14 protein-coding genes are annotated in these 14,937 nt (G+C 36.7%); 13 read left to right on the forward strand and 1 reads right to left on the reverse strand.

Annotated elements, in window-relative coordinates:
* Positions 1-106 precede the first annotated feature (106 nt).
* The 6 genes from SCB73_RS18790 (at position 107) to SCB73_RS18815 (ending at position 7,354) form a co-directional block, all read left to right on the forward strand.
* On the forward strand, positions 107-904 hold the full coding sequence (locus tag SCB73_RS18790; RefSeq protein WP_320567716.1) for an alpha/beta hydrolase: 798 nt from the start codon (positions 107-109) through the stop codon (positions 902-904).
* A gap of 39 nt (positions 905-943) precedes the next feature.
* Positions 944-1,963, forward strand: a complete 1,020-nt coding sequence (locus tag SCB73_RS18795) for an alpha/beta fold hydrolase (RefSeq protein WP_320567717.1) — start codon at positions 944-946, stop codon at positions 1,961-1,963.
* An 8-nt stretch (positions 1,964-1,971) separates the two neighbouring features.
* On the forward strand, positions 1,972-3,735 hold the full coding sequence (locus tag SCB73_RS18800) for an amidohydrolase (protein ID WP_320567718.1): 1,764 nt from the start codon (positions 1,972-1,974) through the stop codon (positions 3,733-3,735).
* A gap of 126 nt (positions 3,736-3,861) precedes the next feature.
* On the forward strand, positions 3,862-4,884 hold the full coding sequence (locus tag SCB73_RS18805) for an MBL fold metallo-hydrolase (RefSeq protein ID WP_320567719.1): 1,023 nt from the start codon (positions 3,862-3,864) through the stop codon (positions 4,882-4,884).
* A 4-nt stretch (positions 4,885-4,888) separates the two neighbouring features.
* Positions 4,889-6,256 (forward strand): alginate export family protein, encoded by a 1,368-nt coding sequence (locus SCB73_RS18810; protein ID WP_320567720.1) that lies wholly within the window; start codon positions 4,889-4,891, stop codon positions 6,254-6,256.
* Between the two features lie 147 nt (positions 6,257-6,403).
* Entirely contained in the window at positions 6,404-7,354 is a 951-nt protein-coding gene (locus SCB73_RS18815; protein WP_320567721.1) for a polysaccharide deacetylase family protein, read from the forward strand.
* A gap of 70 nt (positions 7,355-7,424) precedes the next feature.
* Here the strand turns inward: SCB73_RS18815 and SCB73_RS18820 are convergent, their stop codons facing one another.
* Positions 7,425-8,615: an MFS transporter gene (locus SCB73_RS18820; protein ID WP_320567722.1), complete on the reverse strand. Its 1,191-nt coding sequence runs from the start codon at positions 8,613-8,615 to the stop codon at positions 7,425-7,427.
* 507 nt (positions 8,616-9,122) lie between these two features.
* Between SCB73_RS18820 and SCB73_RS18825 the strand changes: the two genes are divergently transcribed.
* The 7 genes from SCB73_RS18825 (at position 9,123) to SCB73_RS18855 (ending at position 14,885) form a co-directional block, all read left to right on the forward strand.
* The gene (locus tag SCB73_RS18825) at positions 9,123-9,938 is read left to right on the forward strand and encodes an alpha/beta fold hydrolase (protein WP_320567723.1); all 816 of its coding nucleotides are present in this window, start codon (positions 9,123-9,125) and stop codon (positions 9,936-9,938) included.
* Positions 9,939-9,998: 60 nt separating this feature from the next.
* Positions 9,999-10,319 carry a phosphoribosylpyrophosphate synthetase gene (locus tag SCB73_RS18830; protein ID WP_320567724.1) on the forward strand — a complete coding sequence of 107 codons (321 nt, stop codon included), beginning with the start codon at positions 9,999-10,001 and terminating at the stop codon, positions 10,317-10,319.
* A gap of 97 nt (positions 10,320-10,416) precedes the next feature.
* Positions 10,417-11,049, forward strand: a complete 633-nt coding sequence (locus SCB73_RS18835) for a hydrolase (protein ID WP_320567725.1) — start codon at positions 10,417-10,419, stop codon at positions 11,047-11,049.
* 58 nt (positions 11,050-11,107) lie between these two features.
* On the forward strand, positions 11,108-12,994 hold the full coding sequence (locus SCB73_RS18840; protein ID WP_320567726.1) for an amidohydrolase: 1,887 nt from the start codon (positions 11,108-11,110) through the stop codon (positions 12,992-12,994).
* Between the two features lie 11 nt (positions 12,995-13,005).
* Positions 13,006-13,440: a DoxX family protein gene (locus SCB73_RS18845; protein ID WP_320567727.1), complete on the forward strand. Its 435-nt coding sequence runs from the start codon at positions 13,006-13,008 to the stop codon at positions 13,438-13,440.
* Positions 13,441-13,737: 297 nt separating this feature from the next.
* Positions 13,738-14,211, forward strand: coding sequence for a Dps family protein (locus SCB73_RS18850; RefSeq protein WP_320567728.1), 474 nt, complete (start codon positions 13,738-13,740; stop codon positions 14,209-14,211).
* A 5-nt stretch (positions 14,212-14,216) separates the two neighbouring features.
* Positions 14,217-14,885, forward strand: a complete 669-nt coding sequence (locus SCB73_RS18855) for a YoaK family protein (protein ID WP_320567729.1) — start codon at positions 14,217-14,219, stop codon at positions 14,883-14,885.
* Positions 14,886-14,937 lie beyond the last annotated feature (52 nt).

A 14,937-nucleotide genomic window follows, 5' to 3' on the forward strand; every position in this document is an offset into this window, starting at 1 on the left:
GTTTGGCATAATTAGCTCCCGAATATTCAATTATCTAATAATCAAATAGTTACAAATTAGGTTCGGTTTTAGTTTAGAGTTTGGCATAACATTAAAAATGTATATTATGCTAACCGAAAACTCTACTACGATTCTTTTTATTACGGGAGCTTTTGTCAGTAATAAATGTTGGGATGAATGGAAACTATTTTTTGAGAACAAAGGCTTTAAAACCCTTGCTCCCGCGTGGCCGTACAAAGATGCGCCAGCAAATGTTTTGCGCGATCGTCATCCTGATCCGCAGATTGCAAGTTTGCGATTGTCTCAATTAATTGAATATTTTGAGAATATTGCAAAAAATCTTCCTCAGAAACCTATTATCATCGGGCATTCTATCGGCGGACTTATTGCGCAAATACTCTTGCAGCGCAATCTAGCATCGTCTGCAATTGCCATACATTCGGTTCCTCCTCAAGGAATAATGACATTTAAATTTTCTTTCCTAAAAGCAGGCTGGGGACCGTTGGGTTTCTTCACTTCTACCAAGAAAACGTTCTTAATGAGTTTTCCGCAATGGCAATATGCCTTTACAAACGGCATGCCTGAGGAATGGCAAGACAAAGCCTATTGCGAATCGGCAATTCCTGAATCTAAATTAATTGTTCGTGATACGATAACTTCTGTTGCAAAAGTAGATTTTAAGGCACCACATAAGCCACTATTGCTAATTGCAGGATCAATCGATCATACTATTCCCGAATCTTTGAATTTTTCGAATTATAAAAAATACTCAGACAAAAATTCAATCACCGATTTTAAGGTTTTCCCAAATCGAAATCACTTTGTACTAAATCAGCCCGGATGGCAAGAAATAGCGGTTTACATTCAAGAATGGATTGCCAAACTGCCTCCACAAAATTCATAATAATCAATTAATCATTAACCACTTCTAAATATTTTAATCATGAAAACAAATTCATTAAACATTCCATTTTTCAATTTAAAAACAAAAGCAGCACAGTTTCTCGCTTCTGCTATTTTAATATTGACTTTAATTTCTTGTAATAAAAAAACCGAAGAAACATCTACACCAGAAGCAAAACCGGCAGAGACAACCGAAACAGCAGAAGTTGCGCCAGCAAATCCGCCGGCAAATTTTAAACATGCGACAGCAACTGTAAACGGAATCAAAATTCATTACGTTATTGGCGGACATGGTGATCCACTAGTTTTAGTTCACGGTTTTGGGCAAAACTGGTACATGTGGAATCGCTTATTGCCAGAACTATCTAAACATTTCACTGTAATTGCTCCAGATTTAAGAGGCGTTGGCGAATCGGATAAACCAGAAAGCGGTTATGATAAAAAAACGATGGCATCTGACATTCACGAATTGGTAAATCAGCTTGGGTATAAAAAAATCAATTTGGCGGGACATGACATCGGACTTATGGTGGCTTATGCTTATGCCGCACAATATGGCGACAGCGTCAATAAACTAGCCTTGATGGACGCACTTTTGCCTGGAATTGAGCCAGTTTGGTCAAATGTAAAAGGATCTGCATGGTGGTTTGGTTTCTTCGGATGGCCAGCTTCTGGAGAGATTGTAAAAGGAAAAGAAAAAGAATTCTTAACTAATTTCTGGCCAATTGTAGGGCATGTAAAAGATCCATTTACTGCAGAAGAATCAGCTGAATTTATTAGAGCTTATGCTACAGAAGGAGGCACAACTGCCGCATTCAAATGGTTTGGCGCATTTGATCAAGACGGAAAAGACAATGTTATTTTCGCAAAGAAAAAACTGAAAATGCCATTATTAGCAATGGGAGGAGAATATTTTGCGGCAGCTTTCCTTAAAGACCATTCAAAATTAGTTGCTGAAAATGTTAGCGAATCTAAAATTGCTGGTTCTGGGCATTGGTTAGTTCAAGAAAATACGGCTCAAGTTCAAAAAGATTTACTAGCCTTCTTTTTGGCTAAATAATAAATATCATGAAAAAATTATTATTAATTCTATTGCTTTCTGCGGGCTTGTCATCTCAAGCCCAGCAAAAAGCTGATCTGATTATTTACAACGGAAAAATTGCAACAATGCAGAAACAAAACGAATTTGCTCAGGCAATTGCAATGAAAGACGGAATAATTCTGGACGTTGGAACCGAGAAAAACATTCTTTCTTCTTATAAATCATCGGAAACAAAATTGATTGATGCCAAGGGAAAAACCGTAGTTCCGGGATTAAATGACAGCCACATGCACGTTATTCGTGAAGGTTTGAACTATAATTCAGAATTGCGCTGGGATGGTGTTAAAACCTTAAAACGTGCTATGGAAATGCTGAAAGAACAAGCAGCAAGAACTCCCGATGGTGTTTGGATCAAAGTTATAGGAGGCTGGAATGAATTTCAGTTTGAAGAAAAAAGACAACCCACAATTGAGGAAATCAACGCTGCAGTTCCTGATAAACCTGTTTTTATAACCTATTTATATGGAAAAGCTTTTCTAAACAAAAAAGGAATTGAAGTTTTAAAATATACAAAAGACACAAAATACGAAGGAAGTCTTTTAGAACAAGATTCCAACGGAAATTTAACGGGTTTGATGTACGCCAAAGAAACTCCAAAAGCCATTTACATGACAATGGGATTGACAACAAAATTAACTCCCGAAGAAAGAATCAACAGTTCCATTCAATTTAATCATGAATTGAATCGCTTCGGGTTGACCAGTGTTATTGATGCTGCGGGCGGAAGTCAAAATTTTCCTGCGGATTATGTAACTTCTTTGGATTTGGCCAAACAAAACAAGCTGAGCCTCCGAATTTCATACTATTTGTTTGCACAGCAAAAAGGCAAAGAATTACAAGATTATGAAAAATGGGTTGCCGAAACCAAAATCAATAAAAATGACAATCTGATTGTGGCCAATGGTTATGTTGAAGAAGGCGCCGGAGAAAACATTGTAGCTTCGGCAGCTGATTTTGAAAATTTCCTTGAACCAAGAATTGTTTTATCTGATGAAATGGAAACAGATTTGGAGCCCATTATTCGGCTTTTGGTGAAAAACAGATGGCCTTTTAGACTTCACGCGACTTACGGCGAATCGATTGACAGAATGCTGAATGTTTTCGAAAAAGTGAACAAAGAAATTCCGTTTAACGGTTTGCGCTGGTTTTTTGATCATGCCGAAACCATTACGCCATCAGAATTACAACGTGTTAAAAAATTAGGTGGCGGTATCGCAATTCAATTCAGAATGTATTATCAAGGTGAATTGTATAACAAATTATATGGCGCTCCAAAAACACAATTGCCTCCAATCAAGAAAATGCTAGAATTAGGAATTCCGGTGGGAATGGGAACAGATGCGACACGAATTTCAACTTACAATCCTTGGATGTCATTGCATTGGCTTTTAACCGGAAAAACAATTGGCGGCATGCAGTTTTGGCCGAAAGATCAGGTTTTGGACAAATTCACAGCCTTGCAATTATATACTTCTGGAAGTGCTTGGTTTTCTGGCGAAGAAAAAGACAAAGGAAAATTAATCAAGGGGATGTATGCTGATATGGCAATTTTATCAGACGATTATTTTTCGCTTAAACCAGACGACATTCGAAAAATCGAATCGGTTTTGACGATTGTAAATGGCAAAATTGTTTACGCTTCCGCGGAATATAAAGCTTTGAATCCAGAAATTCCTGCGGTAATTCCGGATTGGTCTCCTGTGAAATATTTTGGCGGTTACCAAAAATGAGAATGGCACGCAGATGACACTGATTTAAGCGGATTGACACTGATTTTTTTATACCTCATCTGCGAAAACCCGTTTAAACCCGTATCATCCGTGAGCTAACTTTTATATAAATATAAATATTAAACCATGAAAAATTATAAATCTATTCTAATTGCAATACTTTTTGTCGTCGTTTTTTTATCGGCACAAAAAACGTATGCGCAATTTCCAATGCCTCCCGAAGTTCCAATTTGGGATGCCAATAAAGTGAATTTGCAATTGCATAAAATCTCGGATAATGTGTATGCGGTTTCACCTTCTACGACCGAAACAGAAACTACAAAGGGAATTCCGCAAGCTACTTCTGCCGGATTTATTGTGGGCGAAAAAGGCGTTTTGTTGATCGAAACGATGCTAAACAAACGATTATACGATCAATTGTACAAGCTGATTCGTTCTGTTACTCCAAAACCAATCGTTTACGCAATAAATACAAGCGATCACGGCGATCACTGTTTTGGGAATTATTTGCTTCCAAAAGAAACTATTTTGATACAAAATGAATTCTGCAAAGAAAATCTTTCTAAGAATTACGAAAACATAAAACAATTTATGATCATGCTTTTTGGAAAAGATCGCGGGATAGAACAAAGCGTTTACCGTCCCGCTGATCTTACAATTGCAGTAAATCAAAGTATTAAACTGGATTTGGGAGGCAATAAAATTGTAGAAATTATTAATGTAGGAACAGCGCAATCACCAGCAGATTTGTTTGTATTTTTGAAAGATTCAGACAAAAATGTATTGTGGGCAGGAAATCCGTTTATTGCTGAAAGTCCAACGATTCCTTGGTTGTTTGACGGTTATTTTTTAGAGCCTGTTCGCAATCTTCAAAAAATTTACAATATGATTGGAGATAATGATGTTGTCGTTCCCGGTCACGGCCGAATTACCAACAAAAAAGGAATTAAATACACCATTGATTATGTAAACGCTTTGAAGACAAATGTAGAAGCGGCCGTTAAAAAAGGGGAAACTTTAGAGCAAGTAAAAGCATCTGTCACGATGAAAGAATTTGATAAAGGGTATGTACTTTTTAACTGGTTGCATTACAATTTCAATATTCCAAACGCTTACAACGATATTAAGAAAAACAGTTTAGGCAAATAAAGCCATGAAAAAAATCATTCTATTATTACTTATTTGTATTAATCTTCATGCTCAGTCATATCCAGACTTCAAACCGCTGCGATTTGACGAAAACTATGAGGTTTTACAAAAAGATACCGTCAAAAAAAATTGGTACAAAACCATGAAATATATGCCACTCTCCTCTTCGGGACAAACTTATTTGAGTTTTGGAGGAGAAGTCAGGTACCAATATTTCTATGCAAAAAATGAAAAATGGGGAGATGATCCGCAAGATCCTGATGGATACATTTTAAACCGATTTTTGCTTCACGCCGATTTTCATTCAAGCAAATATTTCCGAGCTTTTATCCAGCTTCAAAGCAGCAATGCGAATGGCAGAATAGATCCGAGTCCGGTTGACAACAATCCGCTTGAAGTGCATCAAGGATTTATCGATATTAATGTGCTTTCGGAACGAAACAAACTATTGATTTTTAGAACCGGAAGACAAGAATTAAGTTATGGATCACAACGTTTGGTGGCCGTTCGAGATGGGCCAAATAATCGTCAGTCATTTGATGCTGCAAAAGCAATTTTGGGAATAAATAATTATCGAGCCGATTTATTTTACAGCCATTATGTAGTAGCTCAAGACGGTATTTTTGATGATTATTCGAATAAAAAAAGACAATTCTGGGGAAGTTATTTTGTCATCAATAAAATTCCGGCCATCAAAAACATTGATCTTTATTATTTAGGTTATGAAAGAGCAAATGCCAATTTTGATGATGCCAGCGGAAAAGAATTACGTCATTCTGTGGGAACACGTATTTGGGGGAAATACAGTGAATGGCGTTATGATGCCGAAGCGGTTTATCAATTTGGAGATGTTGCTTCTAAAGACATTAAAGCATGGACGGTTTCTTTGAATACGGGATATCGACTTCCTACTGTCGTTTTAAAACCTGAATTCGGAATTAAAGTCGAATTGATCAGTGGAGATAAAACAAATGGAGACACTAAATTAAACACCTTTAATCCGTTGTTTCCAAGAGGTGCTTATTTCGGATTAGCATCTGTAATTGGTCCATCGAATCTTGTTGATTTTCATCCATCAATTAGCTTAGAATTGGCAAAAAATATCGATTGGGTTATTGATTATGACATGTTTTGGAGATACAGCAGCGAAGATGGAATTTATGGGCCAAACACCATCATGATTTATCCTGGCGACGCGACAGATGCTAAAGAAATTGGAAAACAATTGGAAAGTGAAATTATCTACACGCCAAACCAATATTTATATTTCCGCGTTGAGGCAACTTGGTTTAAAGCCGGTGATTTCTTAAAAGCCGCTGGAACTGGAAAAAATATGTTTTTTACAGGCGTTACCATGCAACTTAAATTTTAAGTTTTTTTTGGCTGAGAGTTGCTCGCAAAGTCGCAAAGACGCAAAGTCTTTTTTCTAAGCCTTTTAATAAAACTTTGCGTCTTTGCGTCTTTGCGAGATTAAAACATTCAGAATAAAAAGCTTTTATAAATTCAAAAAGTAAAAAAGATGACAACACGAAGAAACTTTATAAAAATGGCAGGTTTGACCGGTGCTGCAGTAATGGCAAATCCTGTGGACACATTTTCAAACCCTACAAAACAAGAAAAAATGGATTCTGAAATACAAAATAAATGGTTAGACGGATCGAGATTAGTCGTTTCAGTTTCGATGCAGTTTGAAGCAGGCGGGCAACCTGAAAACGCTGAAAGCCCGTTTCCTCAAAATATGCAAAAAGGATATCGCGATTTGCCAGCTGAAACTTGGTATCAATATGGCTATAAAGAAGGAATTCCGAGAATGTTAGACAACTGGGACAAACACGGCATAAAAGTTACCTCGCACATGGTAGGCTCTGCAGTCTTAAAAAATCCAGCGCTTGCCAAAGAAATTGTACAACGTGGACATGAAGCGGCTGCACATGGAATGAACTGGAGTTCTGAATATGCAATGTCTTACGAAGAAGAAAAAAAGTTTATCAAAGACGGTGTTGATGCCATAAAAAATGTTACGGGTTTTACTGCTGTTGGCTACAATGCCAATTGGCTTAGACGTGGAGAAAATACAATCAAAATCCTGCAGGAATTAGGTTTTATATATCATATCGACGATTTGAGCCGAGACGAGCCTTTTATCATTCAGGCAAATAAAAAAGATTTTGTTGTGGTTCCTTATACCATTCGCTGTAATGATATTGTTCTAGTTGAAGGCAAAAATTTTTCTACCGATCAATTCTTTAATCAAGTTAAAGCAGAATTTGACCAACTCTATGCAGAAAGTGAATTCAAGCGCAGACAAATGTCTATCAGTTTTCACGACCGAATTGGCGGAACACCACAAATGGTAAAAACAGTTTCGGACTTGCTGGATTATATGAAAAAACACAATGGCGTAACTTTTAAAAGAAAAGACGAAATTGCCAAAATGACGCTTCAGGATAAAACATCAATTAGAGAATAAATTCCTTTTGAACAAAAATGGTGGAAACAAAAAACCTGCAAGGAATTTTTGCAGGTTTTAAAAATCTAGATTATCTAAGCGATTTAGCCACTCGAGTATTTTTCTTTCTTTTCCAATACACTAAATACAGAATCGCCATCACTAACATTAAAATATCAATTTTCAATATCTGTGGTATTCTCATAATCTGATCTTGGTAATAACTTCCTCCCACGAGTGCGCCCAAGCCAATACCCAATTCCATTGAAATGTACATCGTCGCAATCGCTTTCCCCTTCTGTTGTGGCTTGCTCAAATCAATTGTCCATGCATTTATGGCTGGTGATAAAATGCCTGTCCCCATTCCGTAAATTCCGGCGCCTATTAGCAACATTGTTACATCTGTACCTTCGCTGATAGTATAAATTGCCAAAGACGTAATAATTAATCCAACGAGTAAAACATTTGTTCTTCCATATCGGTCTGAAACTTTTCCTGCACCAAAACGCACCAGAACAGATGCAACGGTAAAAGCAGTAAAAAACACGCCTTTATTTTGTGTTCCAAGATGTTCGCTCCAATCGGGAATCAAAGTCAGAATTAATCCGTATGCCGAATAAGAAAAAAATGTAATGATGCCCGCGGGAAGTGCGCCAACATCAATAATATCGGTACGACTGAGAAAAAACATCGATTTATGAAGTTTTTCTTTAGTCTCTAAAGTTTCCTTCATGTTGATCACAATCACAATCGATAAAAAAGCAAGAAATGAAGAACTGTAAAACATCGCATCAATTCCGTAGGCATTGGCCACCATTCCGCCCAACGCAGGACCCAGCGCGCCTCCGATACTAAAGCACAAACCATGCATGCCCAATCCTTCTCCCCAACGTTCTTGTGGAATAATATCCGAAACATAAGCAGATGTCGCCGTTGGCTTAAATCCAGTTGAAAAACCATGAACCAAACGCAAGAAAAGAAAACCAGAGACCGAACTTAATATGGGATACAAAAAACCACAAATCAAACAAACCACAGATCCAACCGCCATAACGGGAACACGCCCCCATTTGTCTGTCAGTTTTCCACTAAAAGGTCGGGATAATCCCGCTGTAAGCGTAAATAGCGAGATAATAAGTCCTTTATATTCAGCTCCTCCCAAACTACTAAGGTAATTCGGAAGTTCTGGTATAATCATATTGAAACTGGAGGAAAATAAAAGCGAGCTCATACAAAGCAGCATAAACTGAAGTGTATAAATGGATTTTTTATTATTTGACATTGATTCTAATTCTTACTCGAACTTTCTAAAGGAAATAAACTTTTTAAATCTTGACATAAGATTTAATGGGACAAAGAAACGAAAAAAACAGAAAAGACCCCCGATAAAAATAACCAAGCTTCAAAAAACGCCATAAAATTATTTCGTTGCATAAATTAACGATATATCGCTACTAAAATAATAGCAGAAAACATAAAAACCCTTGCCAGTAAAGGTTTTAAGAATTAAGGCACACTAATTGGCTATTCTTTGGCATTCTGGCACAAATTATAAAATGACGCAGATGAAGACGGTCAAATATGGTCTTGTAAGCGAAATCTAATACTAAAATGAGCAGTATTTTTTACTTCTTAATCTAGATTAATCGATACAGCTGTAAGACCATAATACATTTGCATCAGAAACATTATTATTCTAATGATTACACAGTATTAATGTTAAAAAACTAAAATAAATAATCTATATAAATAAAATAACAAAAAATTATTAATCTTAAAATCAAAAACCATGAGCACATTTAAAGTAAAAGACGGAGCAGAAATTTATTATAAAGATTGGGGAACGGGACAACCAATTGTTTTTCATCACGGCTGGCCATTATCAAGTGATGATTGGGACGCGCAAATGATGTTTTTCGTAAAAAAAGGCTACAGAGTTATTGCACACGATCGCCGCGGACACGGACGCTCAAGCCAAACTTCTGAAGGAAATAACATGGAAACTTATGCATCTGACATTGCTCAATTAGTTGAAGCTTTAGATTTAAAAGATGCAATTCACGTTGGGCATTCAACTGGAGGCGGTGAAGTAATTCGTTATGCAGCAAAATACGGAAAAGGACGTATTGCAAAAGCAGTAATCATTAGTGCAGTACCACCAATTATGGTTCAAAGCGAATCAAACCCTGAAGGTGTGCCTTTGTCAATTTTTGACGAAATCAGAAACGGAACAGCTTTTACTAGATCACAGTATTTTTATGATTTTCCTATTCCTTTTTACGGATGGAATCGTGAAGGACAAACTGTTCAAGAAGGAATCAAACAAAACTGGTGGCGTCAAGGAATGATGGGATCTGTTTTAGCGCATTATGAAGGAATCAAAGCTTTCTCTGAAACAGATTTTAGAGAAGATCTTAAAAGTTTAGATATACCAGTTCTTGTATTGCACGGAGAAGATGATCAGATCGTTCCTTATCATCAAGCACCAAAATCAGCTGCATTGCTGAAAAACGGAAAATTGATTTCGTATCCAGGGTTTCCTCACGGAATGCCTACAACTGAGGCAGAAACAATCAACAAGGATATTTTGGCTTTCATCAAATAAATCAATCAAAACTGCCTGCAAAAGGTCTGTTTTTACAGGCAGTTTTAATCTTATTACATTATGAGTTTTTTCCAACAACCCTCTTTCGATACAGTCACTGAAGCTTTACAATGGCTGAATTCTGAAGGTTTTACAGCCGATTTCAATATTGATTCAGATTGTCTTCGATGCAATACTACGAAACAAAGCTTGTCACCCGAAGAATTCAAAATTGAATATTTATTTCGTTTTGAAGGCGACAGTAATCCTGCAGATGAAGATATTGTGTACGGCATTACATCTGAAATCCATAATTTGAAAGGTGTGCTAACAAGTGCTTTCGGAACTTATGCCGACAGTGTTTCAACTGAAATGATTAAAAAACTTTCAATACATCAATAAAAAAATGTCTTCTCAAAAGACAAATTCTTTAACAAACAATTAAACGTTTCGCCTTTCATTGGCTTAACTAATTATAAATCTTAAAAAAATAAACCATATGAAACCATCTGTTAACTTATTGACCCCAGACAATCACGCTTTAGTATTAATCGATTTTGAAGGACAAATGGCTTTTGCTACAAGCAATCTTCCTGTACACGAATTACGTACTAATGTTGCAATTGTTGCAGGAGCATCAAAAATTTTTAATGTAAGTACAATTGTAACAACTGTTGCAGAAGAAAGTTTTTCGGGACCTGTATTTCCTGAAGTCGAAGAGTTTTATCCAATTGCAACTTCGGGATATATCGATCGTACAACGATGAATACTTGGGAAGATGAAAATGCTTATAAAGCTATTGTAGCAAAGAAAAAACAAAAATTAGTTCTTGCTGGATTATGGACAAGTGTTTGCATCGTTGGTCCGGTTTTATCAGCAATTGAAGAAGGTTACCAAGTATATATAATTACAGATGCTTGTGGTGATGTAAGCAAAGAAGCTCACGAGCGTGCTGTAGAAAGAATGGTACAAGCTGGCGCAATTCCGATAACCGCTATCCAATATTTATTAGAACTTCAAAGAGATTGGGCTCGTCAAGAAACTTACGGTCCGGTAACTTCTTTAATGAAAAAATATGGTGGCTCGTACGGCATAGGAATTCAATATGCACACACAATGCTGAAACACTAATCTAGTAACGCATTTACAATATTAGAACCTATAAAGCTCAACTATAATCTATTACTTTATGAAAGCAGATTTAATTTTATTCAACGGAAAAATTCATAGTTTCAATCCCGAAACTCCAAATGTGACAGCCGTTGCTATTAAAGACGGAAAATTTATTGCCGTTGGAAATGACAGCGAAATAATGAGTTTTGCTTCTGAAGAAACTAAAATAATCGACCTTCAGAATAAGAGAGCTGTTCCCGGAATCAACGATTCACATATTCACCTTATTCGTGGTGGCTTGAATTATAATTTAGAATTGCGCTGGGATGGTGTTCCTTCTCTAGCCGACGCACTTCGAATGTTGAAAGAACAAGTCGATCGTACTCCGAATCCACAATGGGTTCGTGTGGTTGGCGGTTGGTCTGAATTTCAATTTGCTGAACGCAGAATGCCAACTTTGGAAGAAATTAATGCAATTGCGCCCGATACTCCGGTTTTTATTCTGCATTTATATGATCGAGCCTTTATGAATAGAGCGGCTCTAAGAGCAGTTGGCTACAACAAAAACACGCCAGCTCCGACGGGCGGGCATATAGAACGCGACTCAAACGGCGAACCCACTGGACTTATAATTGCGACGCCAAATGCAATGATTTTGTACTCGACTTTGGCAAAAGGCCCAACGCTTTCTTATGAACACCAAATCAATTCGACTCGTCATTATATGAAAGAATTGAATCGTTTCGGAATCACTAGTGTTATTGATGCCGGTGGCGGATTTCAGAATTTTCCAGACGATTATAAAGTGGTTAATGAGCTGAATGAAAAGAATCAGTTGACGGTAAGAATTGCTTACAATCTTTTTACTCAAAAACCGAAACATGAATTTGAAGATTTCTCAGATTGGATTGATACGGTGAAATTATATCAAGGAAATGATATGTACCGCCACAACGGAGCTGGAGAAATGTTGGTTTTTTCTGCTGCCGATTTTGAGGATTTTCTGCAACCAAGGCCAGATCTTCCTGAAAATATGGAAGCTGAATTAGAAAAGGTCGTTCGTCTTTTAGTAGAAAATCGTTGGCCGTTCAGACTTCATGCTACCTATAACGAAAGCATTACACGATTTTTAAATGTTTTTGAAAAGATCAACAGAGAGATTCCTTTCAACGGACTTCCTTGGATTTTTGATCATGCAGAAACCATTGACGAAAGAAACATCGAACGTGTAAAAGCTTTAGGAGGTGGTATTGCTGTACAAAGCAGAATGGCTTATCAAGGCGAATATTTTACAGATCGTTACGGAGCAAAAGCCGCTGAAAATACGCCTCCAATCAAAAAAATGCTTGAAATGGAAGTTCCTGTAGGCGCGGGTTCAGATGCAACACGTGTGAGCAGTTATAATCCATGGGTTTCAATGTATTGGATGACGGCTGGAAAAACTGTTGGAGGTTTGCAATTATACAACGAAACAAGATTGAATAGGCAAACGGCTTTAGAATTATATACAAGAGGAAGTGCTTGGTTTTCGCAAGAACAAACCAAAAAAGGAGATATCAAAGTGGGAATGTTTGCCGATTTAACCGTTTTAGATCGCGACTATTTTACCATTGAAGATGAAGAAATCAAAAAAATCGAATCTGATTTGACGATTGTAGATGGAAAAATTGTCTATGCCAATGGTGATTTTTCGTCCTTCTCGCCTCCTCATATTCCGATTTTGCCAGATTGGTCGCCAACAAATATTTACAACGGCTATCCTGTGAGAAGCAATTTGCAAAGCGCAATTGAAAAAAATACAAAAGCAGATGCAAAACCAAAACTGACGTCACAAATTCACAGTTGCAGCGGAAGTTGCGGTGTTCACGCACACAATCACGATGCTGCCCGAATGAGCAATGTTCCGGTTAATAATTATCACGCATTTTGGGGTGCATTAGGTTGCTCCTGTTTTGCTTTTTAAATTCTAATAAAATGATTGAAATTATTAAACAAATTCTGTATTCAGATTTAGGATCATCCTTCAACAATGGAGCACTTTTGATTTTTAGAATTTTGCTTGCTGTTGAACTTTTCAGAGTACACGGAATGAAGAAATTTAGAGTCGAAAACGGTCAAAAAGAACATGTTCCAAATCCGTTGCATTTGCCTGAAAATCTAAATGGATTAGTCGCAACATTTTCAGATACCATAATTCCATTTTTCATCATGCTCGGACTCGGAACAAGGTTGGCTGTTTTACCCACAATTGGCGTAACGGCAATTGGCTATTTTGTGGTTCACAAAAATGATTCGCTCGAAGTGCGCGACGTTCCGTATATGTACACTTTATCACTATTATTACTTCTTGCACTTGGTGCAGGAACTTATTCACTTGATTATTATTTATTGACGTTCTTAAACAATTAATTTAAACAAATAAATATTTTTAACACATAGAAACATAGCTTTTTAATGCGTACAGAGGCGTTTTACTTTGCATTAATACACATAGCATATTTTATTCTCTCGCAGATTGAGCAGATTTATATTTTTTTCATCTGCCCTTTTTCAACAAAAAGATCTATATGTGAGAAACTAGTTTCTTTCTTTATTCTTTTCCAAATCAAAGAAAATCTATGTTTCTATGCGTTTATTCATTTAGATTCCTTTTTAACTCAAAACTCATAATTCATAATTCATAACTTAATAAAACCCTATTTAAAAATGAAAGCAAACATCGGAATTAAACAAGAAAGCATCTCAGCAGTTGTTGAGGTATTAATTAAAATTCTTGCAGACGAATTTGTTCTTTATACCAAAACAAAAAGAGCACACTGGAATGTTGAAGGTCCAGATTTTTATAACAAACATCTTTTCTTTGAACAGCAATATGATGCCATTGACGAAATTGTCGATACAGTTGCCGAAAGAATTCGATCTTTAGGACATTATACACCCGCAACGCTAAAGGATTTCTTAGCACTGACACATCTTACAGAAGAATTACAAGAGAAAAATGATGCCAATGGTTTTATTAAAGAATTGCTTCTAGACCATGAAAGCATTATCATTTTCTTGCGTGAAAACATCAACAGTATTGCCAATGAGCTTCAAGATGCTGGAACAAGCGATTTTATAACAGGTCTTGTAGAAAATCACGAAAAAATGGCTTGGATGCTTCGTGCACATTTGAACTAAAAACTATGGAACTACAACAAAAAAACATTTGGTACGTAACCCTGCTTCTCACCATGGTTGCAGGGTATTGCGATACCGTGACTTTTGTCGCCGCAGATTCGATTTTTTCTGCCCACGTTACAGGAAACTTTATTGTTTTTGCTTACCAAATCATCAAAGGATACGACATTCATGCATGGGTAAAGTTATTGACATTTCCTGTGTTCATAATTGCTGTCATTGCGGGTGGGAGAATCGCTTTAAAAGCAACCAATCGTTATACTATTTTGTTTTGGGAAGGCGTAATATTAATTTTAAGTGGCATTACAGCATGTCTTTTTGGCTATTTAAACAATACTTCTGAATGGGCAATTTACGCTGTAGCAATGGCAACTGTATTTGCAATGGGACTTCAGAATGCTTTTGGAAAGCTTTATGCCAAAGAAACTCACGGACCGACAACCATGATGACCGGAAATGTAACGCAGGCTTCGCTAGATTTAGGAAATTTGCTGAAAAATGGACTCAAAGATGTTGAGGTTTTATTAAGTTTCAAAAAGCAATTGGTCACGATAATTGGATTTTTGATTGGATGTTTTATGGGAGCAGTTGCAGGTAAGTTTTTCGGATTGGGGACCTTAATTCTTCCTGGAACTGCAATGGTGATTTGCTACTGGTATCATCGCGAAAGCTAGATAAACACTCCATTTTGAATTGCAGATTTCTGATAATATAGTATCTTTAAAA

The organism is Flavobacterium sp. KACC 22761 (assembly GCF_034058155.1).
GTDB lineage: Bacteria > Bacteroidota > Bacteroidia > Flavobacteriales > Flavobacteriaceae > Flavobacterium.